The organism is Variovorax sp. GW823-FHT04F07 (genome assembly GCF_058795995.1).
The window spans coordinates 279,172-301,708 of record NZ_JBXAIG010000007.1 but is presented as its reverse complement, the minus strand read 5'-3'; the positions used below and the strand labels follow the sequence as shown (position 1 = coordinate 301,708).

Annotated in this window: 21 protein-coding genes; 4 read left to right on the top strand and 17 right to left on the bottom strand. The window is 68.6% G+C overall.

The window, feature by feature from the left end; genetic code table 11:
* Positions 1-36: 36 nt before the first annotated feature.
* From AC1RAA_RS27420 to AC1RAA_RS27380, 9 genes are all read right to left on the bottom strand, one after another.
* On the bottom strand, positions 37-1,059 hold the full coding sequence (locus tag AC1RAA_RS27420; RefSeq protein WP_492731611.1) for a peptide ABC transporter ATP-binding protein: 1,023 nt from the start codon (positions 1,057-1,059) through the stop codon (positions 37-39).
* A complete protein-coding gene (locus AC1RAA_RS27415) occupies positions 1,056-2,081 on the bottom strand; it encodes an ABC transporter ATP-binding protein (RefSeq protein ID WP_492731609.1) in 1,026 nt (341 codons plus the stop codon). The genes AC1RAA_RS27420 and AC1RAA_RS27415 overlap by 4 nt, the downstream gene beginning before the upstream one ends.
* A gap of 17 nt (positions 2,082-2,098) precedes the next feature.
* The gene (locus AC1RAA_RS27410) at positions 2,099-3,007 is read right to left on the bottom strand and encodes an ABC transporter permease subunit (protein WP_492731607.1); all 909 of its coding nucleotides are present in this window, start codon (positions 3,005-3,007) and stop codon (positions 2,099-2,101) included.
* 4 nt (positions 3,008-3,011) lie between these two features.
* The gene (locus AC1RAA_RS27405) at positions 3,012-4,016 is read right to left on the bottom strand and encodes an ABC transporter permease subunit (RefSeq protein ID WP_070063398.1); all 1,005 of its coding nucleotides are present in this window, start codon (positions 4,014-4,016) and stop codon (positions 3,012-3,014) included.
* 54 nt (positions 4,017-4,070) lie between these two features.
* Positions 4,071-5,750 carry a long-chain-fatty-acid--CoA ligase gene (locus AC1RAA_RS27400; RefSeq protein WP_070063399.1) on the bottom strand — a complete coding sequence of 560 codons (1,680 nt, stop codon included), beginning with the start codon at positions 5,748-5,750 and terminating at the stop codon, positions 4,071-4,073.
* Between the two features lie 100 nt (positions 5,751-5,850).
* On the bottom strand, positions 5,851-7,350 hold the full coding sequence (locus AC1RAA_RS27395) for an NAD(P)(+) transhydrogenase (Re/Si-specific) subunit beta (RefSeq protein ID WP_095949748.1): 1,500 nt from the start codon (positions 7,348-7,350) through the stop codon (positions 5,851-5,853).
* Positions 7,347-7,676 (bottom strand): NAD(P) transhydrogenase subunit alpha part 2, encoded by a 330-nt coding sequence (locus tag AC1RAA_RS27390; RefSeq protein WP_062481510.1) that lies wholly within the window; start codon positions 7,674-7,676, stop codon positions 7,347-7,349. Before AC1RAA_RS27390 ends, AC1RAA_RS27395 begins: the two co-directional genes overlap by 4 nt.
* 37 nt (positions 7,677-7,713) lie before the next feature.
* The gene (panD, locus tag AC1RAA_RS27385; RefSeq protein ID WP_062481508.1) at positions 7,714-8,076 is read right to left on the bottom strand and encodes an aspartate 1-decarboxylase; all 363 of its coding nucleotides are present in this window, start codon (positions 8,074-8,076) and stop codon (positions 7,714-7,716) included.
* 16 nt (positions 8,077-8,092) lie between these two features.
* Positions 8,093-9,223: a Re/Si-specific NAD(P)(+) transhydrogenase subunit alpha gene (locus AC1RAA_RS27380; protein ID WP_139702225.1), complete on the bottom strand. Its 1,131-nt coding sequence runs from the start codon at positions 9,221-9,223 to the stop codon at positions 8,093-8,095.
* A 402-nt stretch (positions 9,224-9,625) separates the two neighbouring features.
* Between AC1RAA_RS27380 and AC1RAA_RS27375 the strand changes: the two genes are divergently transcribed.
* The 3 genes from AC1RAA_RS27375 (at position 9,626) to AC1RAA_RS27365 (ending at position 11,362) form a co-directional block, all read left to right on the top strand.
* Complete coding sequence (locus AC1RAA_RS27375) at positions 9,626-10,348, top strand: response regulator transcription factor (protein ID WP_369630987.1); 723 nt, start codon at positions 9,626-9,628, stop codon at positions 10,346-10,348.
* Between the two features lie 83 nt (positions 10,349-10,431).
* Positions 10,432-10,860 (top strand): DUF4019 domain-containing protein, encoded by a 429-nt coding sequence (locus AC1RAA_RS27370; protein WP_095949750.1) that lies wholly within the window; start codon positions 10,432-10,434, stop codon positions 10,858-10,860.
* Between the two features lie 28 nt (positions 10,861-10,888).
* Positions 10,889-11,362 (top strand): NUDIX hydrolase, encoded by a 474-nt coding sequence (locus AC1RAA_RS27365; RefSeq protein WP_062481500.1) that lies wholly within the window; start codon positions 10,889-10,891, stop codon positions 11,360-11,362.
* A 7-nt stretch (positions 11,363-11,369) separates the two neighbouring features.
* Here the strand turns inward: AC1RAA_RS27365 and mnmA are convergent, their stop codons facing one another.
* Complete coding sequence (gene mnmA / locus AC1RAA_RS27360; protein ID WP_492731603.1) at positions 11,370-12,470, bottom strand: tRNA 2-thiouridine(34) synthase MnmA; 1,101 nt, start codon at positions 12,468-12,470, stop codon at positions 11,370-11,372.
* 144 nt (positions 12,471-12,614) lie between these two features.
* Here mnmA and AC1RAA_RS27355 point away from each other — a divergent pair, with 144 nt between their 5' ends.
* Complete coding sequence (locus tag AC1RAA_RS27355; protein ID WP_492731601.1) at positions 12,615-14,333, top strand: long-chain-fatty-acid--CoA ligase; 1,719 nt, start codon at positions 12,615-12,617, stop codon at positions 14,331-14,333.
* A gap of 3 nt (positions 14,334-14,336) precedes the next feature.
* Here AC1RAA_RS27355 and AC1RAA_RS27350 read toward each other — a convergent pair whose 3' ends face one another.
* The 7 genes from AC1RAA_RS27350 to pdxR form a co-directional block, all read right to left on the bottom strand.
* Entirely contained in the window at positions 14,337-15,329 is a 993-nt protein-coding gene (locus AC1RAA_RS27350) for an LLM class flavin-dependent oxidoreductase (RefSeq protein ID WP_369630983.1), read from the bottom strand.
* Positions 15,330-15,373: 44 nt separating this feature from the next.
* The gene (locus AC1RAA_RS27345; protein WP_492731599.1) at positions 15,374-17,038 is read right to left on the bottom strand and encodes an FxLYD domain-containing protein; all 1,665 of its coding nucleotides are present in this window, start codon (positions 17,036-17,038) and stop codon (positions 15,374-15,376) included.
* Positions 17,035-17,661 carry a hypothetical protein gene (locus AC1RAA_RS27340; protein ID WP_492731597.1) on the bottom strand — a complete coding sequence of 209 codons (627 nt, stop codon included), beginning with the start codon at positions 17,659-17,661 and terminating at the stop codon, positions 17,035-17,037. The genes AC1RAA_RS27345 and AC1RAA_RS27340 overlap by 4 nt, the downstream gene beginning before the upstream one ends.
* Positions 17,662-17,677: 16 nt before the next feature.
* A complete protein-coding gene (locus AC1RAA_RS27335; RefSeq protein WP_492731595.1) occupies positions 17,678-19,474 on the bottom strand; it encodes a VanW family protein in 1,797 nt (598 codons plus the stop codon).
* The gene (locus AC1RAA_RS27330) at positions 19,471-20,076 is read right to left on the bottom strand and encodes a DUF6891 domain-containing protein (protein ID WP_307696902.1); all 606 of its coding nucleotides are present in this window, start codon (positions 20,074-20,076) and stop codon (positions 19,471-19,473) included. The genes AC1RAA_RS27335 and AC1RAA_RS27330 overlap by 4 nt, the downstream gene beginning before the upstream one ends.
* Before the next feature lie 300 nt (positions 20,077-20,376).
* Positions 20,377-20,757 (bottom strand): hypothetical protein, encoded by a 381-nt coding sequence (locus AC1RAA_RS27325; RefSeq protein ID WP_062480474.1) that lies wholly within the window; start codon positions 20,755-20,757, stop codon positions 20,377-20,379.
* A gap of 247 nt (positions 20,758-21,004) precedes the next feature.
* On the bottom strand, positions 21,005-22,489 hold the full coding sequence (gene pdxR, locus AC1RAA_RS27320) for a MocR-like pyridoxine biosynthesis transcription factor PdxR (protein WP_070063410.1): 1,485 nt from the start codon (positions 22,487-22,489) through the stop codon (positions 21,005-21,007).
* Between the last annotated feature and the right edge of the window lie 48 nt (positions 22,490-22,537).

Genomic DNA, 22,537 nt, shown 5'->3' with positions numbered 1-22,537 from the left:
GAGACAGGGTTGAAAAAATCGCCACTCCACTCTTCTTCAGGACGCGGCGAGCACGGGACCATCGGCGCGCACGGCCGGCGCGCCATCGAGAAACTGCTCGGCGTAGTGACAGGCCACCAGCCGCTCGTCGAGCGCGCGCAGCGCGGGGCGCTCCTCGCGGCAGCGCGGCTGCACGTGCGGGCAGCGCGTGCTGAAGACGCAGCCCGAAGGCGGATTCAACGGCGACGGCAGTTCGCCCTTGAGCACGATGCGCTGGCTGCTCAGCCCCGGCGTCGAGGCCAGCAGCGCCTGCGTGTACGGATGCAGCGGCCGCGCGAAGATGCGTGACTTGGGGCCCTGCTCCACCGCATGGCCCAGGTACATCACGAGCACGTCGTGCGCGATGTGGCGCACCACGCCCAGGTCGTGCGAGATGAAGAGGTAGGCCAGGCCCAGCTCGGCCTGCAGGTCCGCCAGCAGGTTCAGCACCTGCGCCTGGATCGACACGTCGAGCGCCGACACCGGCTCGTCGGCCACCAGCAGGCGCGGCGACAGCATGAGCGCGCGCGCGATGGCGATGCGCTGGCGCTGGCCGCCCGAGAACATGTGCGGGTAGCGGTTGGCGTACTCGGGGCGCAGGCCGACGCGGGCCAGCATCTCGCGCGCGCGCTCGGCGCGCTCCGGCTTGCTCAGCGTGGTGTTGATGGCCAGCGGGTCTTCGAGCACTGCCGAGATCTTCTTGCGCGGGTTGAGCGAGCCGTACGGGTTCTGGAACACCAGCTGCACCGCCTGGCGCAGCTCGCGCCTGCGTTCATGCGGCGGGCTCACCGCATCGGCGCCGATCAGCGTCAGCTGCCCGGCGGTGGGCTTCTCGATCAGCGCGACCATGCGCGCGAGCGTCGACTTACCGCAGCCCGACTCGCCCACCACGGCCAGCGTGCGCCCGCGTTCGAGGCGGAACGAGATGTCGCCCACGGCGCGCAGCTGCGCCGGCGCGCGGAACAGCCCGCGGCGCACGGCGTAGGTGCGCTGCAGGTTGCGCGCCTCGGCGACGATCTCCGGCGGCGATGCGTCGCTCATGGCAGCACCTCCGCGATGGCCGCGCACGGCGGGTCGTGCGCGATGGCTTCGGCGCGACCCGGCTCGCCGAGCGGAAAGTGGCAGCGCACCTCGGCGCCCTGCCACGCACGCAGCGCCGGTCGCACCTGGCAGGCGCGCTCGGTGACGTAGCCGCAGCGCGGCGCAAACAGGCAGCCCGCGGGCCGGTCGTGCACGCCGGGCACCACGCCGCTGATGGTGGCGAGCCGGCCCTCGGGCGCGGCGCGTTCGGGCAGCGCCGCGAGCAGCGCCTCGGTGTAGGGATGCTGCGGCGACGCAAAGAGGCGGTCGACGCGCTGGTGCTCCATCACCTGCCCCGCGTACATCACGGCGATGCGCTGCGCCATCTCGCTGACCACGCCCATGTTGTGCGTGATGAGCACCAGCGCCATGCCGCGCTCCTTCTGCAGGTCGCGCAGCAGGTCGAGGATCTGCGCTTGGATGGTCACGTCGAGCGCGGTGGTCGGCTCGTCGGCGATCAACAGGCGCGGGTTGCAGGCGATGGCCATGGCGATCATCACGCGCTGGTTCATGCCGCCCGAGAGCTGGTGCGGGTAGCTGCCCAGGCGTGACGAGGCGGCGGGGATGCCGACTTGTTCGAGCAGCTCGGTGGCGCGCTTCTTCGCTTCGCGCTTGTCGAGCTTCAGGTGCAGGCGCAGCGTTTCCATCAGCTGGAAGCCGATGGTGAAGCAGGGGTTGAGGCTGGTGGTCGGCTCCTGGAAGATCATCGCGACCTCCTTGCCGACCAGCGTGCGGCGGGCCTTGTCGGAGATGCCGAGCAAGTCCTTGCCCGCAAAGCGCATGTGGTCCGCGCGCACGCGGCCCGGGAAGCCGACGAGGCCCATGAGCGCCATCATCGTGACGCTCTTGCCCGAGCCCGACTCGCCGACGATGCCGAGCACCTCGCCCTCTTCGAGCGTGAGGCTCACGCCGTCGACGGCGTGCAGCACGCCGCCTTGCGTGGGGAACTCGACGTGCAAATCCTTGATGTCCAGCAAAGGCATCTGTGCTCTCCTTTGCGTCAGCGCTTGAGCTTGGGGTCGAGCGCATCGCGCAGCCCGTCGCCCAGCAGGTTGAAGGCCAGCACGGCCGCAAGGATGGCGAGGCCCGGGAAGGTCACGACCCACCACGCGCGCAGCACGAACTCGCGCGCATCGGCCAGCATCGTTCCCCACTCGGGCGACGGCGGCTGTGCGCCCAGGCCGATGAAGCCGAGCGCCGCCGCGTCGAGGATGGCGGTCGAGACGCCCAGCGAGGCCTGCACGATCAGCGGCGCCGAACAGTTGGGCAGCACCTCGCGGAACATCAGGCGCAGCGTGCTGGCGCCGCTCACGCGCGCCGCGGTCACGTAGTCGCGCGAGACCTCGGCGATGACCGTGGCGCGCGTGATGCGCACGTAGTGCGGCAGCACCACGATGGCCACCGCGAGCATGGCGTTGACGAGCCCCGGCCCGAGGATCGCGACGATCACGATGGCCATCAGCAGGCTGGGCATCGTGAGGATGATGTCCATCATCCGCATGATCGCGATCTCCAGCGCGCCGCGGAAGAAGCCGGCGACGAGCCCGAGCACCACGCCCACCACCACCGACAGCGCCACCACTGCGACGCCGATCGACAGCGACAGCCGCGCGCCGTGCATGAGCCTCGACAGGATGTCGCGCCCGATGGCGTCCGTTCCCAGCAGGTAGGTCCACGAGCCGCCGTCCTGCCAGGCCGGCGGCTTGAGGAACGCGGCGGCGTTGGTTTCGTTCGGTGCATGCGGCGCGATCCACGGTGCGAACAGCGCCACCAGCAGCAGCACCACGATGGTGACGAGACCGATGACCGCGCCCCGGTTCGCCGAGAAGGCGGTCCAGAACTCGCGCCAGGGACCGGGAGGCGCCGAGGCCTGCGAGCCGGGGGGAACGGCGTGGGTGTTGCTCGTCATCGACTCAGTGCCTGATCCGCGGGTTGATGACGCCGTAGGCGATGTCCACCAGCAGGTTGAGCAGCATCACGATGCCGCCCAGCAGCAGCATGCCGCCCTGCAGCACCGGGTAGTCGCGCCGCCCGATGGCCTCGATGAGCCACTTGCCGACGCCGGGCCAGGAGAAGATGGTCTCGGTGAGGATCGCGCCGGTGAAGAGCACGCCGATCTGCAGGCCGATCACCGTGACGACCGGGATCAGCGCATTGCGCAGCGCATGCAGGCCCACCACGCGAAAGCGCGACAGGCCCTTGGCGCGCGCGGTGCGGATGTAGTCCTCGCCCAGCACCTCGAGCATGGCCGAGCGCGTCATGCGCGCAATGACGGCCAGCGGCACGGTGCCCAGCACGATGGCCGGAAGAATGAGGTGGTGCAGCGCCGACCAGAAAGCCTCGGTCTCGCCGGCGCGCAGCGCGTCGATCAGCAGGAAGCCGGTCTGCGGCTCGACGAAGTACTGCACCGAGATGCGACCCGACACCGGCGTCCAGCCCAGCTGCACCGAGAAGAACAGGATCAGCAGCAGGCCCCACCAGAAGATCGGCATCGAGTAGCCGGTGAGCGACGTGGCCATCACACCGTGGTCGAAGATCGAATTGCGCCGCACCGCCGCGACGATGCCGGCCGGCAGCCCGAGCAGCAGCGCGAAGAGAATCGCGCACACGCCGAGTTCGACGGTGGCCGGAAAGAGCGCGAGGAACTCGCTCATCACCGTGTCCTGCGTGATGAGCGACTTGCCCAGGTCGCCCTGCAGCACGCGGCCGATGTAGATGCCGTATTGCACGAGCAGGGGCTTGTCCAGGCCCATGGCGGTGCGCAGCTCGGCGTGGCGCGCGGGGTCGATCCCGCGCTCGCCGGCCATCGTCTCGATGGGGTCACCCGGCACCAGCCGGATGAGAAAGAAGGCCAGCAGCGTCATGCCGATGAAGGTCGGCACGAGCAAGCCTAGGCGAACGTAAATGAATCTGAGCATCGACCCGCGAATATGCAAGATCGATGCCCCGGCCCCACCCGGGCGGAACCCTTACTACTTCTTGCTATCCCGCAGTTCGCGCCGCAGGATCTTGCCCACCGGTGTCTTGGGCATGTCGGTGCGGAACTCGATCACGCGCGGCTGCTTGTAGCCCGTGAGGTTGGCGCGGCAGTACTCGCGCACCTGCGCTTCGGTGAGCGACTCGTCCTTCTTAACGATGACGAGCTTCACGGCCTCGCCGGTCTTGTCGTCGGGCACGCCGACCGCGGCGCATTCGAGCACGCCGGGCAGCATCGCCACCACGTCCTCGATCTCGTTCGGGTACACGTTGAAGCCCGACACCAGGATCATGTCCTTCTTGCGATCGACCACCTTGAAGTAGCCGCGCTCGTCGACCACGCCGATGTCGCCGCTCTTGAAGTAGCCGTCGGGCGTCATGACCTTGGCGGTCTCGTCGGGGCGCTGCCAGTAGCCGGCCATGACCTGCGGGCCCTTGATGGCGATCTCGCCGCGCTCGCCGGTGGGCACTTCGTTGCCGTCGTCGTCGAGCAGCTTGAGCCAGGTGCTCGGCAGCGGCAGGCCGATGGTGCCGGTGTAGGCGGTGCTGTTGGTCGGGTTGCAGGTGGTCGAGGGCGAGGTTTCCGAGAGACCGTAGCCCTCGCAGATGGGGCAGCCGGTTTTCTCGAGCCAGAGCTTGGCCACCGCGGCCTGCACCGCCATGCCGCCGCCGACCGAGACCTTCAGGTTCTTCCAGTTGACGGTGTTGAAGTCGGGGTGGTTCGCCAGCCCGTTGAACAGCGTGTTGACGGCCGGGAAGCTGTGGATGGTGTGCTTGGACAGTTCCTTGAGCACGCCGGGAATGTCGCGCGGATTCGGGATCAGGATCAGCTTGCCGCCCGTGCGCATGCTCAGCATCATGCCGACCGTGAACGCGAAGATGTGATACAGCGGCAGCGCGCACACGCTGGTGGGCTGCTCGTTGGCCGGCACCTTGGCCATGACGGGCTCGTTCCAGGCTTCGGACTGCAGCACGTTGGCGATCACGTTGCGATGCAGCAGCACCGCGCCCTTGGACACGCCGGTGGTGCCGCCGGTGTACTGCAGCACGGCCACGTCGTCGGGGCCGGTGGCCACGGGCTTGAGCGAACCACCCGCACCCTTGTCGAGCGCATCGTTGAAGCGCACCGCGCCCGGCAGGCTGAAGTGCGGCACCAGCTTCTTGACGTTGCGCACCACGTAGTTGACCAGCGCGCCCTTCAGAAAGCCGAGCCGGTCGCCCATGGAGGCCAGCACGATGTGCTTGATCGGCGTGCTCGCGATGCACTGCTGCAGCGTGGTGCCGAAGTTCTCCATGATGACGATCGCCTTGGCGCCCGAGTCCTTGAGCTGGTGCTCGAGTTCGCGCGGCGTGTACAGCGGGTTCACGTTCACCAGGATCAGGCCGGCGCGCAGGATGGCCGCCACAGCGATCGGGTACTGCGGGCAGTTGGGCATCATCGCGGCGACGCGGTCGCCCTTCACGAGGCCCAGGCCCTGCAGGTAGGCCGCGAAGGCCTTGCTGAGCTTGTCGGTCTCGCCGTAGCTCACGTCCTTGCCCATGAAGCTGTAGGCCGTGCGGTCGGCGTACTTGGTGAAGCTCTCCTCCATGAGCGCCACCAGCGACGGGTAGTGCGACGCGTCGATGTCGGCGGGCACGCCTTGCGGGTAGCTGCTGAGCCAGGGGCGTTCGGTCATGGATGTGTCTCCTCGGAGTCGGATGAGTTTTTAAAAACGAAAACGGCGCACGTGAGGCGCCGCGACGATCAGGCCCGCATCGCGGGCACGGACCTTCGGCCTATTCGATGGCCTTGCCCATATCTTCCACTACTTTTTTCGCATCGCCAAAGACCATCATGGTCTTGTCCATGTAGAAGAGCTCGTTGTCCAGGCCCGCGTAGCCGGCGGCCATGGAGCGCTTGTTCACGATGACGGTCTTGGCCTTGTAGGCTTCCAGGATCGGCATGCCGTAGATCGGCGTGCCCTTGGTGAGCGCGGCCGGGTTCACCACGTCGTTGGCGCCCAGGATGATCGCCACGTCGGCCTGCGCGAACTCGCCGTTGATGTCCTCCATCTCGAACACCTGGTCGTAGGGCACCTCGGCCTCGGCCAGCAGCACGTTCATGTGGCCCGGCATGCGGCCGGCCACGGGGTGGATGGCGTACTTCACCTTGACGCCCTTGTGCGTGAGCTTCTCGGCCAGTTCGTTCACGGCGTGCTGGGCGCGCGCCACGGCCAGGCCGTAGCCCGGCACGATGATCACCGTCTCGGCGTTGGACAGCATGTAGGCCGCATCGTCCGCGCTGCCGCTCTTGACCGGGCGCTGTTCCTTGGCGCCGTCGGTGGCGGTGGTTGCCTCGCCGCCGAAGCCGCCCAGGATCACGTTGAAGAACGAGCGGTTCATGGCCTTGCACATGATGTAGCTCAGGATCGCACCCGAAGAGCCCACCAGCGAACCGGCCACGATCAGCATCGCGTTGTTCAGGCTGAAGCCGATGCCGGCCGCCGCCCAGCCCGAGTAGCTGTTGAGCATCGACACCACCACCGGCATGTCGGCGCCGCCGATCGGGATGATGATGAGCACGCCCATCACGAAGGCCAGCGCCAGCATCGCGAAGAACGCCGGCCAGCTTTCGGTGGCCACGAACACCAGGCCCAGGGCGATGGTCGCCAGGCCCAGCACCAGGTTCAGCATGTGCTGGCCCGAGAACTGCACCGGCGCACCCTGGAACAGGCGGAACTTGTACTTGCCCGAGAGCTTGCCGAAGGCGATGACCGAGCCGCTGAAGGTGATGGCGCCGATGGCCGCACCCAGGAACAGCTCGAGCCGGTTGCCGTAGGGAATGGCATGACGCACGAAGCCCTCGAAGAGGACCGCGCCATCGGGCGTGCGCGCACCGACGACCGCCGCCACGGGCGCGGCGGTGATGCCGAAGGCCCAGGGCTCGGCCACCGCGGCCACGCCGATGAACACCGCGGCCAGGCCGATCATGCTGTGCATGAAGGCGACCAGCTCGGGCATCTTGGTCATCTCGACCTTGTTGGCCATGAAGGCGCCGAGGCCGCCACCGACCACGACGGCGGCCAGCACCCAGGCGATGCCGGTGGTGAAGTCGACGTTGAGGGCGCGCGCCTGTCCGTGGACCAGCGCGATGGTGGTCAGCACGGCGATCGCCATGCCGGTCATGCCGAAGATGTTGCCGCGGATCGAGGTGGTGGGATGGGACAGGCCCTTCAGGGCCTGGATGAAGCAGACGCTGGCAACGAGGTACAGCAGCGTGACGAGGTTCATGCTCACTTGGCGGCTCCCTCTGCGGCCTTGGGGGCGGCCTTCTTGTCTTTCTTCTTGAACATCTCGAGCATCCGGCGCGTGACCAGGAAGCCGCCGAAGACGTTCACCGCGGCCAGCGCCACGGCGAGCACGCCCATGGTCTTGCCCAGCGGCGTGGTGGTGAGCGCGGCGGCCAGCATGGCGCCCACGATCACGATGGCCGAGATGGCGTTGGTCACGGCCATGAGCGGTGTGTGCAGCGCGGGCGTGACGGTCCAGACCACGTGGTAGCCGACATAGATGGCCAGCACGAAGATGGTCAGGTTGATGACGGTGTGCGAAACGATTTCCATGGTGTTGTGTTCTCCTCGTTCGGTCTTGCGTGCCCTGTCAGAGCTTCTTGACTTCGTTGATGCGGTTGGCATCGCCAAGCAGCACCACCTTGGGCTTGTAGTCGGCGGCTTCGGCCTCGGTCATGGGGGCGTAGGTGCAGATGATGAGCAGGTCGCCCACATGCGCCTTGCGCGCCGCCGCGCCGTTGAGCGAGATGGCGCCCGAACCGCGCGCCGCCTTGATGATGTAGGTCGAGAAGCGCTCGCCGTTGTTGACGTTGTACAGCTCGATCTTTTCGTACTCGCGCATGTCGGCCGCGTCGAGCAGGTCTTCGTCGATGCCGCACGAGCCTTCGTAGTGCAGGTCGGCTTCGGTCACGGTGGCGCGATGCAGCTTCGCGCGGAGCATGGTGCGGTTCATGGAAGGCAGCCTGCTCTTACTTGCGCGTGACCTGGCCGTCCTGCGTGACGCGGCAGGCGGCGACGATGTCGTCCTCGAGGTCGATCTTGAGCGCGCCTTCCTTCGTGACGACGAGCTTGAGGAAGTCGAGCACGTTGCGCGCATACAGCGCCGACGCGTCGGCCGCCACCAGCGCCGCGAGGTTGGTTTCGCCGACGATGGTCACGCCATGCTTGACCACGGTCTTGTCGGCCTCCGACAGCGGGCAGTTGCCGCCGATGCCGTCGGCGCCCTTGCCGGCCGCGATGTCGACGATCACCGAGCCCGGCTTCATCGACTTGACCATGTCCTCGGTGACGAGGGTGGGCGCGGCGCGACCCGGGATGAGCGCGGTGCTGATGACCACGTCGGCCAGCGCGACGCGCTTGGCGACCTCGGCCTGCTGGCGCGTGAGCCAGCTGGCGGGCATCGGGCGGGCGTAGCCGCCGACGCCTTCGGCCGCGTCTTTCTCTTCCTGCGTCTCGTAAGGCACGTCGATGAACTTGCCGCCCAGCGACTCGATCTGTTCCTTGACGCTCGGACGCACGTCCGACGCCTCGATGACGGCGCCCAGGCGCTTGGCCGTGGCGATGGCCTGCAGGCCGGCCACGCCGACGCCCAGGATGACGACGCGCGCGGCCTTCACGGTGCCGGCGGCGGTCATCAGCATGGGGAAGAAGCGCTGGTACCTGTCGGCCGCGATCATCACGGCCTTGTAGCCGGCGATGTTGGCCTGCGAGCTGAGCACGTCCATGCTCTGGGCGCGCGTGGTGCGCGGCGCGGCTTCGAGCGCGAAGCCCGTGACACCCGCGGCGGCCAGGCGCTGCAGGCCGGCCGCGTCGAAAGGATTGAGCATGCCGATGACGACCGCGCCGGCCTTCAGCTGCGCCGCCTCGGCGTCGCTGGGCGTGCGCACCTTGAGCACCATGTCGGCGGAGAGCGCCCCGGCCGCATCGGTGATCTCGGCGCCTGCCGTCTGGTACGCCGCGTCGGTGACGCTGGCTGCAATGCCGGCACCGGCCTGCACACGCACGGTATGCCCGGAGGCCACCAGTTTCTTCACCGTTTCGGGTGTAACGGCCACTCGGGTTTCGCCAGCCGCTGTCTCGGCAGGCACGCCTATCAACATAGAGTTCTCCTCAGGGGGAAGGGGCAGCACGGATTGCGGGCAGAGCTTACAGCAAGATTACAAGCGCACCTGTCGCCAGAATGCCGCGTTCTTTTTGCTGCTCAACGCCCGCAGGCACTGCACATGTAGCTATTTAATTGATAGCAAATTGGCGGCCGGTACGACCCCGGGGGAAACACGGGTGACCGCCGCAGAAGCGCTTGTGGCGCCTTCGCTCGCTCTGGTTCTAGATTGCAATCAACTAACACCAATTGGATTCAATTAGCAATTGAACCACATACATAAAATCAATTTGCGTGAATTAATAGCAATTCACAGCAATGATTTCAGACGCAGATAGATACACTTCGATTCATATTGCGGACACATAGAGGTCCACACAGGGCGGAACAAGGGAATGGAATGCGCATTGCAGTACTCGACACCGAGCCGGACCAACTCCGGTTGATCAACCAATCCATGGCGAGCCTCGGTCACGAGTGCCACACGTACGCCGCCGGCAAGGCGCTGCTGCACGCCATGCGCCGCGAGACCTTCGACCTGCTGGTCCTCGACTGGCGCCTGCCGGACATGAACGGCCCGGACGTCGTCAAGACGATCCGGCAGGACTACAAGAGCCGCATGCCGATCCTGTTCGTGACCGAGCGCCACGACGACAGCGACATGGTCGAAGGCCTCAATGTCGGCGCCGACGACTTCATGGCCAAGCCGCTGCGCCCGATCGAGTTCGAGGCCCGCATCAACGCCCTGCTGCGCCGCGCCTACCCCTCGCGCAACGAGCCCGAAATGGTGTTCGGCCCGTACCACTTCTTTCCGCCCTCGCGCACCATCCGGGTCCACGGCGAGCTGGTCGAACTGAAGAACCGCGAGTACGAACTCGCGCTCTTCCTGTTCCAGAACCTGGGGCGCCTGCTCTCGCGCGAGCACCTGCACGAGGCGGTCTGGGGGCTGGGGGTCGAGGCGCTGTCGCGCTCGCTCGACACCCACGTGTCGCGCCTGCGCACCAAGCTCGAGTTGCGTCCGTCGAACGGCTTCCTGCTGCTGGCGGTGTACGGCCTGGGCTACCGGCTGGAAACCATCGAGGTCGACACACGGCCCGCCGCTGCAGCTTCCAACGCGCGCTGAGCGCTCGCCCCGGCAGGCCGGGCGGGGAACCCCTCCTCCCCGTCGGCCTCCAACTTGTTCCGTCCGAACAAGTGCCCTTCCCCATGCCCCGGCTCCTCCTGGCCGCGCTGCTCCTGCTGTGCAGCGGCCTGTTCCCCGCCCTCGCTGAAGACGTCGAGGCCAGCGATATGGTGCGCGGCGGCCTGCAGGCGATCCAGATGATCGACAGAAACGAAGCCGGCGAGCTGTGGGACGGCGCCACGCCCGCCACCCGCAAGCGCATCACCCGCACCGACTTCGCCAGCAAGGTGGCCAGAAGCCGCGCCCCGCTCGGCGGGCCGCAGCAGCGCACCTGGGTGGCCGTGCACCGGCAGGTGGTGACCGACCCGGACGCCGATGCGGCCGGCCAGTACGTCAGCGTCGAGTACGAGACCCGCTTCGGCAACACCCCCGAGCGCACGCTGCGCGAACGGGTGAGCTTCCGGCTCGACGCCGACCGCATCTGGCGCTTCAGCGGCTATGTCGTGCGATAGCCGAGATGCCGATAGACTCGCGCCCACGATGCCCACACGCTGGAAACCCAATGTCACCGTGGCCGCGGTGATCGAGCAAGACGGCCGCTTCCTGCTCGTCGAAGAGCAGACCGACGACGGCCTGAAGCTCAACAACCCGGCCGGCCACCTCGACCCCGGCGAGTCGCCCGAGGACGGCTGCATTCGCGAAACGCTCGAGGAAACGGCCCACGCCTTCACGCCGACCGCGCTGCTCGGCGTGTACATGGCGCGCTCGGCCGAGCAGCCCGACGTGACCTACATGCGCTTTGCCTTCACCGGCGAACTGGGCGCGCGCGAGGAAGGTCGTGCGCTCGACGAAGGCATCGTGCGCACGCTGTGGATGAGCGTGGACGAGATCCGCGCCAGCGTGGCGCGCCATCGCAGCCCGCTGCTGCTGCGCTGCGTCGAGGACTACCTGGCCGGCAAGCGGCATCCGCTCGCGCTGATCCACACCGAAGACAGCGTGCGGCAGCCGCGCTAGGGCCGGTTCAGACGATGACGCCGCCCCCGAGGCAGCGCTCGCCGTCGTACAGCACGGCCGACTGCCCCGGCGTGACCGCCCATTGCGGCGCACCGAAGCGCAGGCTGAAGGCGCCGTTGGCACCCTCGCCCAGTTCGCAGGCCGCGTCGGCCTGCCGGTAGCGCGCCTTCGAACCGTAGGCGCCCGCGGTGGGCGCCTCGCCGGCGACCCAGCTCGCGTCGTCCGCCTTCAGTTCGGACGACAGCAGCCACGGATGGTCGTGCCCCTGCACCACCCACAGCGTGTTCTTCTCGACGTCCTTGCGCGCGACGAACCAGGGCGAATGGTCGCCAGCGCCGCGCTGCGCGCCCTTTTCCTTCACGCCGCCGATGCCCAGCCCCTGGCGCTGGCCCAGCGTGTAGAAGCTCAGGCCCTGGTGCTCGCCGAGCTTGCGGCCGCGGTCGTCCTTGATCGGGCCCGGCTCCTTGGAGATGTAGCGGTTCAGGAAGTCGCGAAACGGCCGCTCGCCGATGAAGCAGATGCCGGTCGAGTCCTTCTTCTTCGCGTTGGGCAGGCCGATTTCTTCCGCGATGCGGCGCACCTCGGTCTTGTGCAGCTCGCCGACCGGGAACAGCGTCTTCGACAGCTGGGCCTGGTTCAGGCGGTGCAAAAAGTAGCTCTGGTCCTTCGAGTTGTCGAGCCCCTTGAGCAGCTCATGCCGGCCCGTGGCTTCGTCGAGGCGCACGCGCGCGTAGTGGCCGGTGGCGATCTTCTCGGCGCCCAGCCGCATGGCATGGTCGAGAAAGGCCTTGAACTTGATCTCGGCGTTGCACAGCACGTCGGGGTTCGGCGTGCGGCCGGCCTTGTACTCGCGCAGGAACTCGGCGAACACGCGGTCCTTGTAGTCGGCGGCGAAGTTGACGTGCTCGATCTCGATGCCCAGCACGTCGGCCACGCTGGCGGCGTCCACGAAGTCGATGTTCGACGAGCAGTACTCGCTGTCGTCGTCGTCTTCCCAGTTCTTCATGAAGATGCCGACCACCTCGTGCCCCTGCTGCTTGAGCAGGTGCGCGGTGACCGCGGAGTCCACCCCGCCGCTCAGCCCGACCACGATCCGTTGTTTTGCCATAAGCCCGCCATTGTCCCAGCCCGGCGACAGGGGCATCCGGCGTGTGGGAAATCGGGAAAACCCGTGTCGCCGGCTTGTCAGCCGCCACTCCACGATGCGAAAGGCCGGCGCTACAGTGCCTCGAAACACAGCGGAGACACACGCATGGCGACCCCTTCCCCCTCTGGCGACCCCACCCCCTGGACGCGCAACTACCCGTCCGGCATGCGCTGGGACGCCGACCTGCCCGTCAAGCCGGTCCAGCAGATGCTCGACGAGGCGGTCGCGCGCTGGCCCGACCATTCGGCCGTCGAGTTCATGGGCCAGTCGCTCAGCTACCGCCAGCTTGGTGACGCGGTCGACCGCGCCGCCAAGGGCCTGCAGGACCTGGGCGTGAAGCCGGGCGTGCATGTCGGCCTGTACCTGCCGAACACACCGCATTACCCGATCGCCTTCTTCGCCGTGCTCAAGGCCGGCGGCACGGTGGTGAACTACTCGCCGCTGGACGCCGAACGCGTGCTGGCCCACAAGATCGAGGACAGCCGCACTGACATCCTCGTCACGCTCGACCTCGTGAATCTCTACCCGCTGATGGCGCGCCTGCTCGACAGCTCGCGCCTGAAGACGCTGGTGGTCGGCAGCCTCGGCGACTATGGCGCGGCGGGCGACAAGGTGCAGGCCCAGCTGCAGGGTGCCGGCCAGATCGCACCGGTGCCCACTGACGACCGCCACGTGCGCTTCACCGACCTGCTCCAGAGCGAAGGCACGCACCAGACCTATCCGCTGGGCGACCTGGCCGAAGAGATCGTCGTGCTGCAGTACACCGGCGGCACCACCGGCCTGCCCAAGGGCGCGATGCTCACGCACGCCAACCTCACGTCGGCCTCGGCGCAGTACTACGAGTCGACGCGCGGCGAGCCGCCGATCCTCGACGAAGGCAAGGAGCGCTTCCTGGTCGTGCTGCCGCTGTTCCACATCTTCGCGCTCAGCGCCGCGATGCTGCTGGGCGTGCGCCTGGGCGCGGCGCTGGTGCTGCACACGCGCTTCGATGTCGACGCGGTGATGAACGAGCTCGCGGCCAGCCGGATCAGCGTGTTCCCCGGCGTGCCGACCATGTACACCGCCATCCTTTCGCACCCCAAGGCGAAAGAGATGGACCTGCGCTCGCTGAAGTTCTGCGGCTCCGGCGGCGCGCCGCTGCCGGTGGAGGTGGAGCAGCGCTTCTTCGAACTCACCGGCTGCCACCTCAACGAAGGCTGGGGCATGACCGAAACCTCGCCCGTGGGCACCTTCACGCCCGCGCGCGGCGTGCGCAAGGCCGGCTCGTGCGGCATGCCGCTGCCGCGCGTGCGCATCAAACTCGTGAGCCTGGACGACCCGACGAAGGACGTGACCGCGTTCGGCGAGCCCGGCGAGCTGTGCGTGCAAGGCCCGAACGTCATGAAGGGCTACTGGAACAACCCGAAGGCCACCGCCGAGTCGATGACCGCCGACGGCTACTTCCGCAGCGGCGACGTCGCGAAGATGGACGCCGACGGCTACCTGTACATTGTCGACCGCACCAAGGACATGCTGCTGTGCGGCGGCTACAACGTGTACCCGCGCGTGCTCGAGGAGGCGGTGTACGAACACCCGTCGGTGGCCGAGGTCTGCGTGATCGGCGTGCCCGACGAGTACCGCGGCCAGTCGCCGAAGGCCTTCGTGAAACTGAAGGACGGCGCAAACGACCTCACGCTCGACGCGCTCAAGACCTTCCTGAAGAACCGCCTGGGCAAGCACGAGATGATCGGCGCGCTCGAGATCCGCGCCGAGCTGCCCAAGACCGCCGTGGGCAAGCTCTCGAAGAAAGACCTCGTGGACGAGGAAGCCCGCAAGCGGGCCTAGGCTTTACGACTTCTTCTGACCGAAGGCCTCGGCGAGCAGCTCGTAGGAGCGCAGCCGGGCCGCGTGGTCGAACACCTGCGAGGTGATCATGAGTTCGTCGGCGCCGGTGCGCGCCACGAACGCTTCCACGCCCTGCTTCACCGTCTCGACCGAGCCCACCGCGGAGCACGACAGCACCGAGTCGAGCAGCGCGTTCTCGGCCGGGCCGACCTTCTGGCGGTAGTTCTCCACCGGCGGCGGCAGGCGCCCCGGGCGGCCGCTGCGCAGGTTCACGAAGGCCTGCTGCCACGAGGTGGCGCGGAACTCGGCCTCGGCGTCGGTGTCGGCCGCGAACACGTTGAAGCCCAGCATCACGTAGGGCTTGCTCAGCTGCGCCGAGGGCTTGAAGGTCTCGCGGTAAATCTGGATGGCCTGCATGATCTGCTGCGGCGCGAAGTGGGAGGCAAAGGCATACGGCAGGCCCAGGTGCGCGGCCAGCTGCGCGCCGAAGGTGCTCGAGCCGAGGATCCACACCGGCACCTCGAGCCCCGCGCCGGGCACGGCGCGCACGGCCTGCTGCGGGTTCTTCGACATGAAGTCCATGAGCTCCATCACGTCCTGCGGGAACTGGTCGGCGTCCGACTCCAGGTTGCGCCGCAGGGCGCGCGCGGTGCGCTGGTCGGAGCCGGGCGCGCGGCCCAGGCCCAGGTCGACGCGCCCCGGGTACAGCGACTCCAGCGTGCCGAACTGCTCGGCGATCACCAGCGGCGAGTGGTTGGGCAGCATCACGCCGCCGGCGCCGATGCGGATGGTGGAAGTGCCCGCGCCCACGTGCGACAGCAGCACGGCCGTGGCCGCGCTCGCGATGCCCGGCATGCCGTGGTGCTCGGCCAGCCAGTAGCGCGTGTAGCCCAGCTTCTCGCCGTGCTGCGCCAGCGACAGCGAGTTGCGGAACGACTGCGCGGCATCGCTGCCTTCGGTGATCGGGGAAAGGTCGAGGATCGAAAGCGGAATCATGGCGCGATCATGGCGCGAACCGCCCGATGCCGTCACGCGCGGGGCTATTCGGTTTGGTATAGCGTCGCGACGCTCGCGAAATCGCGCCCGTGCTGCGTCACATGGACCTGGAAGGGCACGCTCTCGCCCGGCGCGATGGCCGGCAGGTTCTCGATCAGCTTGAAGCCGGTCAGCTGGTCGTTGCGGTCGCGCAGGCTGACCCACAGGCGCACCTTGGCCGCAATGGCCGTGCCGGGGTTCTTCACCGTGCCCGTGACCTCGACGCTCTTGTAGCTGAAGCGCTGGCTGAAGTTGAGCAGCACGCTGCCGGTGCCGGCCTGGGTGCCCGTCACCTGCACCTCCAGCGGCTTGCGCGGGCCGGGCAGTGCGGCGCGGCGCATCGGCTTCCACTCGACGCGGGTCTGGGTGATGCGGTCCACGGCCTTGGGCTCCAGCAGGATCGGAAAGCGCTCGCCCGGGTACAGGTAGGCCAGCGCATCGAGGCGCGTGGTGCCGTCGGCCGTGCTGCCGCCGAAGCGCGAGATCACGGCGCCGGGCGCGATGGCGATGGCGTCGGCGCTGCGGTTCACCAGCTCGGTCATGAACAGCGGCCGCTGGATCGTGCTGCGCCCCGCCACCAGCGGCAGCAGTTCGAGCTGCCGCGGGTCGAAGCGCTCGCTGTCGTCGGCCAGCAGGTCTTCGGTGCCCAACCGCAGGTCGGGGTGGAAGGCCTCCGGCGCGCCGGCCGTGCGGATCACGCGGTCGGCGCTCAGCACCGTCGTGCGCGCGCCCGAGGGCGTGACCGTGCGGTAGCCGATGCGGTAGTCCCACGCCGCGATGGCGGCGCCGCGGCCGAAGCGGCTGAGATCGACATCGATCGCCGTGCGTGCGCCGGGCGCCAGCTCGGACCCCGGCGCATGGCCGCGGCCGACGCCAGTCACTTGGCCCGCGTCGTCGTACAGCGTGACCAGCGCCTCGACGCTGCCGAACGCCGGCGTGCCGGGGGCGCCCGCATGCACGAGGCGCCCGACCAGGCGCACGCGCTCGCCCTGCTGCACCAGCCGCACGCGCGAGAACGCCAGGCGCGGCCCTTCGGCGGCGCTGCGCGGTTCGGACAGCTTCTCGACCGTCACGTCCTGCCGCGTGACGTTCTGGCCCGAGGGCAGGTCGACCAGCACGGGCGCGGACTCGCCGGGCATCAGCACGTCGATCGGCAGACTTTCGTTGCGCTCGTTCAGCCGCGTGTCGCCGTCGTGGAACACCACCTTCAGGCCGGGCCGCTCGAGCGGCCGGCCGGTCTCGTTGCGCGCCAGCACCAGCAGCTTCGGCCGCTCGCCGACCAGCACCTGGCGCGGCTCGGAGAGCTTCAGGCCGTCGGTCGCGATGGTGCGATCGACGATCGCGCGCGCCACCGAAGGCGTATCGCTGCGTTGGCCCGAACCGAACAGCAGCATCGCGACCTGGACGGCCACCGCCACGCCGAGAAAGCCGATCACGACGAAGCCGATCGTGCGCACCATCTGCTTCTGGCGCAGCGCCTGTTCGGCGGCGATCTGCTGGCCGGCGTGGTGCTTGACCTGCTGCAGCACGCGCTCGAGGCGGTCGGACACGTCGTCTTCCACCAGCGACATCGAGCCGCAGTGCGCGCAGGTGTATTCGTTCAGGCCGGTGCGGCGCAGCGCGCTGCTGCCGCACTCGCCGCATTTGAGGGTCTGCAGATCGATGCTCATGTGTTTTCTTTTTTGTCTTGCCAGCCGAACACGTCGACGATGCCTTCGGCCGCCGCGGCGCTCCCCAGCAGCGGCACGAGGCGCTCGACCAGGCGCGCGCGGTGCACCGGGTCGACCTCGCAGTCGTCCTCGTCGGTGAAGATGGCGTCGCCCGCTTCGTCCCACACTTGGCCGATGGTGCCCAGGCAGGCGGCCATCTCGAAGATGTCGGCAAAGAGCGGTTCGTCTTCCTCCCAGGCGCCCGTGCCGTGCATCGCGAACTGGATCGCGCCGGTGCGCAGGTCGAAGATGAACGGATCGGCGCCCTGGTCGGCCACCACCAGCCAATGGTCGGGCCAGTCGGCGATGCGCTCGCCGGTGATGCCGTGCCAGCGGTAGCCCGCCTGCAGCTGCCACAGGCGCGAGAGCGCGGGAATGCTGAACGGGTTGCCGGTGGTCGGCACTGTGAGGCCCGCGTAGCCCACACGCTCGTTGACCCACTCGCCGAGCGGGCCGACCTGTTCGTAGAAGGTGGCGAGGGCAGCGGGCAAGGCCAGCTCGCCGTGCCAGTGCTCGGCGGCGGATTGCGGCGCCAGCGCGCCATGGGAAGCCAGGGCCGCGCGGGCCTGTTCGATCGATGCCACGGGGGTTGTTCTCCGTTCAGGTCAGGCGGGCAGCCTGCTGCAAGGCGGTGCGCAGGGCGTCGATGTCGCCGGGTGCGACCTCGTGCACGCCCGGCACGCCGGCCAGGCCGCAGGCCGTCGATGCCACCACGGGCACGCCGGCCGCCACGGCGCGCAGCAATGCGCGCGGGGCGTGCTCGACATGCGCGGGCAGCACGACGACGCTGGCACCGGCCAGTCCGTCGCCTTGCCAGTTCATGTGTTGAATTTGTTCGATGCCCTGCCAGAGCTGCGCATCGTCCGAGGGCGCGCCCAGCACGCGCAGGCGGCACGGCCAGCCTTGCAGCGCGGCAGCAAGTTCGCGCGCGCCTTTGCGCGCCAGCGCGCTGGCGGCGAACACGACGAGCGGTGGTTCTTCGCGCTTGCTGTGCGTCGTCTTCACCTGCGGCAGCGCCCAGTCGAGCCGCTGCAGCGTGGCCTGCGGCGCGTACTGCGTCATGGCCTGCGCCACCGCGGCATGCGACGTGACGACGACCGCCGCGCGCGCGAGCGCCAGGGCCTCGTCGCGCATCAGCGATGCATCGGCGCGGAAGTCGCGCAAGGTGGCGTCGCCGGGCCAGCGCTGCGATGCGGCATCGAGCTTCTTTTCAATGTCGGCCATCGGCAAGGCGCTGGCCAGCACCGTGATGCGGCGCCCGTCGAGCGCGCCAAGGCGCTGCAGGTGCGGCAGCAGCGATTGCTCGACCACCAGATGCGTGTGCGCAGGTACCAGCCGCGCGGCGAAGGCCTGCGCGAGCCAGCGCTGGCCGTCGATCAGGCTGGCCTGGCGCCGGCCCGCCTGTCGCGCCCAGAGCCGCTGCCACACGGCACGGCGCAGGCTCACCGCCCAGGGCGTGGTCACCGCTGCGTTCGTCGCGGGCTCGCGATGCCAACCCACAGCAGGCACGCGCCAGAACGCGAGCCGCAGCGGCACGGGCTGCATGCGCTGCGCCTGCGGATGCGCCTCGCGCAGGTGGTGTGCGAACTCCGGCGTCCAGCCATCGACGAGCACGGCGGTGCCCCCTTCGGCGCCGACATCGACCGGCGGGCGATGGCGGAAGCACGCCGTCTGGTCGCAGCTCAGGCAGCCGCGTGCCAGCGGCAACGCGGTGGGCGCGTCGTCGTTCGTGCGCCGCAGCGTTACGGGCTCGGCCGGCACCGCCCGCGGCGTGCGCGCGCGGATGCGCACCACGAGCTCCGTATCAGTCAGCGCCACTTCGAGCCGCCAGGCGTGCCGGGCGCGCAGCTTCACGTCGACGTAGTTCCAGAACACCGTCGCATCGACCGCGTCGCTGTCCGGCGCATCCGCCTGCTCGATGCGCGCCGTGTGGCCGTGGCGCTCGACCAGCTCGAAGCCCGCGCGCACGGCCACGGTGGCGAGCGCGTTCGACAGCTGGCACAGCCCGCCGGCCAGCGTCGGCACCACGCAACCGCCGCGCACCTCGCGCCCGACCACGAAGCCGCGCCCGGCGCCCGGTCGCCCCAGCTGGCGCCAGAAGCTCAGCACCTCGCCGGCCGGCACCTCGATGGCGTCGAAGGCCGGCCGCGCCACGCGCAGGTTGTGCACCTTGCCGGCGACCAAGGGGAATTCGTCGGCCCGGCCGTCGGACCACAAGGGAGTTCGGTACTGCGCGAGCACCGGCGCGTCGGCCAGAGTGTGCGCGCCGCTGGGCCAGCGCCGGGCCGAGGGCCGCAGGGTTTCGCGCAGGGCGTGAGCCGTGGCGAGCAGCCGCGAGCGCAGCCAGAAGTCGATCGCGTCGATGCGGCGCGGCGGCTGCCAGGCCTGCGCACTCACGCGGCGGGGCCTCGCTTGCGCCATTGGCCGAGGTCGGCTTCGATGCGCTCGTTGATGTTGCCGCTCCATTGCGCGCCGAAGCCGGCGTCGCGCAGCAGCTCGACGATGCGGCGGCCGACCACGACGGTGTTGGCTTCGCGCTGCGCGATCTCAGGGATCATGCCGCCGCTGAAGGCGAGGTACAGGCGGCCGTTGCGCACGGCGCCGTCCAGGTCCTGTGCGTGATAGAAGCAGCAGCCGCGGATGCCGGACTCGAGCCGGCCCGCCGCACGCCACTGCTCGCGCACGTCGTCGTGCCCGTCGGACAGCGTGTTGCCCGCGCGGTGCAGGGCGATGATCTTTTCGCTGCGCAGCTGCGCGAACACGGCCTCGAGCCGGTCGTACTCGGTCTGCGCGGGCCACTGCGCCTCGGCGGCGCGCTTGGCGGCGCAGGCGCGCGTGGTTTCGGCCTTGATCCAGGCGCGGTCCTCGGGCGTGAGCTCATCCGGATCGAGGTACTCGTCGGTGATCATCCAGCCGATGTCGGCATCGGCATGGAAGCCGCTCCACACCAGGTCGTGGATGCGTCCGCGCGTGTCTTCGGGGTCGAGAGTGAGGGCCATGCGTAGTGGGTCGTCGCTTGGTTGGCGACGGATCGTGCTTTCATTTTTCGCGGTCGGAACGACGCTCGATTCTCGCGTGTCCGCACCACGGCGATGCGTTAATGCGAAAGCATGCGCTCTGGCGGCCATCCCTCCCGCGCCCAAATCATGAGGGATGCGCAAGGCCAAGGCAATGTGACTTTCGGCCAAGAATTCACGGTCATGGCCCATGAAAAAAGCCGGCCCTGCAGTGGCAGGGCCGGCTTTCATGAAGACCTGGAGCGCTCGCCGATCCCGTCGGCGAAGCGTTCTGGCTGTTGCTTACAGCGGCAGTGCGTCGCCGTGGGCGGCAGCGCGGGCTGCGGCGCGAACCGCAGCGCGGTCGACGGTGCTGGCGACGATCGGGGCCACGCCCGACGAAGCGCCTTCGGCGTACGGGTCGGCGCTGTGTGCGGCGGCGACAGCGTCGGCACGCACGGCAGCGCGGCTGGCGGTCGACACGATCACTTGCGCGGGGCCTGCGTTGGCGCCGGTGGCGTAGGGGTTGGCGCTGTGCGCGGCCACGACGGCTTGGGCGGCAACGTCGGCGCGGCTGGCGGCCGAGGTCAGTTGATGCACGCCTTCATAGCTTTCGGCATGGGCGGCGCCGGCAACGGCCATCAGGGCAACAGCAACGGCGGAGAGGATCTTCGAGGCGGTCATTTGGATTTCTTCCTTCTTCAATTCAGTTCAAGTTCTTGCTTCGGATGTCGAACCGGTCTTGGGTGGGTCACCGCCCCTCTGTTCTTTTTCGGAGGGCGGCCACCTCGCTCGGGGCCCTGTTCACCCAGATCAGCTTTGAGGGCTGGTCCGTGAGATGAATTGTGTGCCTCGATCTAGGTAAAAACCCGTAGCAAAACGAACCGCGGTGTTCACGGATTCGAAACAATTGAAGGGCAGTGAACGAGCTTCAGGCGTTCGCGACCGCACTTCCGAAGAGCGCCAACGCCGGGGCGATCCGCTCGGCGGGCGTGTTGCCGAACCCGAAGACGAAGCCGGTGCGGACCTGCTCGCTCAGGCAGTAGGCGGAGATCGCGGGCACGTCGATGCGGTGCGCCAGCAGCGCCTGAGAGACCGCCGCATCGTCGATCGGCGTGCGCGAGATGGCCGACAGGTGCAGCCCCGAGCCGGTGGTCGACAGCTCGAAATCGCGCCCCACCAGCGTCCTGAAGCAGTGCTCCATGAGCTGCGCGCGTTCGCGATAGCGCACGCCCATGCGCCGGATGTGGGCCGCCAGCTGCCCGCTCGCCATGAAGTCGGCCACCACGCCCTGGGTCGGCATGGACGCCTTGAACGAGAAGATCTGCGTGGCGCAGGCGAAGGCGTCCGCCAGGTCGGGCGGGACCACCAGGTAGGCCAGGTTGAGCGCGGGCGAGATGGAACGGTTGAAGTTCCCGATGTAGATCACCCGCCCCCCGTGGTCCAGCGCCGCCAGCGGAGGCAGCGGCCTGCCGCGGAAATGGAAGGCGTTGTTGAAGTCGTACTCGATCACCCAGGCGTTGCGCTCGTGCGCCCACTGCAGGAGCGAGAGGCGCCGCTCCAGCGGCATCGTGCTGCCGAAGGGGAACTGGTTGGTGGGCGACGCCACGATCAGCCGCGCGTCGGGCGCATGGCTGTCGAACCGGCTGCTGTCCAGGCCTTGCAGGTCGATGGGCACGGGCACCAGGTCCGCGCCGAAGCCCATCAAGGCGGCAAGCCGGGTGATGTAGCCCGGGTCTTCCACGATGATGCGATCGCCGTGGTCGGTCAGCACCTGGCCTGCCAGCACGAAGCCCTGCGTCGTGCCGTCGACCACGAGCACCTGGTCCGGCAGGCAGGAAATGCCGTGTGCCTCGCCCACATAGTCCGCGATCTGCTGGCGCAGTTCGGGCAGCCCCATCGGCGAGCCGTAGCCCAGCTCCGCGGCCGGCGCCGAGCGCCAGTACTGCGACGAGACCTTGGCGAACTGCTCGAACGGCAGCTGGTCGAGCGCGGGCACGGTCGGGCTGAGGTCGAACGTGGCATTGCGCTCGGGCGGCAGCGCCAGTTCGGACATCGCCTGCGCGCGCCGCGAGATGTGCCGGGGCGCCGGCGCGGCGACAGGGGCATTCGACGGCGCTCCGGCCGGCGCGCTGCGCTCCTCGGGCAGCACAGCGGCAATGTAGGTGCCCGCCCCGACGCGGCCGCTGACATAGCCCTCGGCCAGCAGCCGCTCGTAGACCAGGACCACGGTGTTGCGCGACACGCCGAGTTCCGCGGCCAGCTGGCGGGTGGGCGGCAGCCGCGAGTTCTTGGAGATCCGCCCCTGCACGATGGCCTGGCGGATCTGCTCGAACACCTGGACGTGCAGCGGATCGGAGCCGCTGCGGTCCAGCGAGAGCGAACTCCAGGTCGGGTAGTTGAAGTGCCGCGGCATACGAGATCTCCATGCCGCCCGTGCCGGACAGGCTGCGGCGGCCTTCGA

What these genes read in the sequence shown, in the direction of transcription:
- AC1RAA_RS27375 (WP_369630987.1), top strand. Translation starts at nt 9,626, where the DNA reads ATGCGCATTGCAGTACTCGACACCGAGCCGGACCAACTCCGGTTGATC.
- AC1RAA_RS27410 (WP_492731607.1), bottom strand. Translation starts at nt 3,007, where the DNA reads ATGACGAGCAACACCCACGCCGTTCCCCCCGGCTCGCAGGCCTCGGCG.
- panD (WP_062481508.1), bottom strand. Translation starts at nt 8,076, where the DNA reads ATGAACCGCACCATGCTCCGCGCGAAGCTGCATCGCGCCACCGTGACC.
- AC1RAA_RS27330 (WP_307696902.1), bottom strand. Translation starts at nt 20,076, where the DNA reads ATGGCCCTCACTCTCGACCCCGAAGACACGCGCGGACGCATCCACGAC.
- AC1RAA_RS27405 (WP_070063398.1), bottom strand. Translation starts at nt 4,016, where the DNA reads ATGCTCAGATTCATTTACGTTCGCCTAGGCTTGCTCGTGCCGACCTTC.
- AC1RAA_RS27355 (WP_492731601.1), top strand. Translation starts at nt 12,615, where the DNA reads ATGGCGACCCCTTCCCCCTCTGGCGACCCCACCCCCTGGACGCGCAAC.
- AC1RAA_RS27350 (WP_369630983.1), bottom strand. Translation starts at nt 15,329, where the DNA reads ATGATTCCGCTTTCGATCCTCGACCTTTCCCCGATCACCGAAGGCAGC.
- AC1RAA_RS27380 (WP_139702225.1), bottom strand. Translation starts at nt 9,223, where the DNA reads ATGTTGATAGGCGTGCCTGCCGAGACAGCGGCTGGCGAAACCCGAGTG.
- AC1RAA_RS27325 (WP_062480474.1), bottom strand. Translation starts at nt 20,757, where the DNA reads ATGACCGCCTCGAAGATCCTCTCCGCCGTTGCTGTTGCCCTGATGGCC.
- AC1RAA_RS27400 (WP_070063399.1), bottom strand. Translation starts at nt 5,750, where the DNA reads ATGACCGAACGCCCCTGGCTCAGCAGCTACCCGCAAGGCGTGCCCGCC.
- AC1RAA_RS27365 (WP_062481500.1), top strand. Translation starts at nt 10,889, where the DNA reads ATGCCCACACGCTGGAAACCCAATGTCACCGTGGCCGCGGTGATCGAG.
- AC1RAA_RS27390 (WP_062481510.1), bottom strand. Translation starts at nt 7,676, where the DNA reads ATGGAAATCGTTTCGCACACCGTCATCAACCTGACCATCTTCGTGCTG.
- pdxR (WP_070063410.1), bottom strand. Translation starts at nt 22,489, where the DNA reads ATGCCGCGGCACTTCAACTACCCGACCTGGAGTTCGCTCTCGCTGGAC.
- AC1RAA_RS27415 (WP_492731609.1), bottom strand. Translation starts at nt 2,081, where the DNA reads ATGCCTTTGCTGGACATCAAGGATTTGCACGTCGAGTTCCCCACGCAA.
- AC1RAA_RS27345 (WP_492731599.1), bottom strand. Translation starts at nt 17,038, where the DNA reads ATGAGCATCGATCTGCAGACCCTCAAATGCGGCGAGTGCGGCAGCAGC.
- AC1RAA_RS27420 (WP_492731611.1), bottom strand. Translation starts at nt 1,059, where the DNA reads ATGAGCGACGCATCGCCGCCGGAGATCGTCGCCGAGGCGCGCAACCTG.
- AC1RAA_RS27370 (WP_095949750.1), top strand. Translation starts at nt 10,432, where the DNA reads ATGCCCCGGCTCCTCCTGGCCGCGCTGCTCCTGCTGTGCAGCGGCCTG.
- mnmA (WP_492731603.1), bottom strand. Translation starts at nt 12,470, where the DNA reads ATGGCAAAACAACGGATCGTGGTCGGGCTGAGCGGCGGGGTGGACTCC.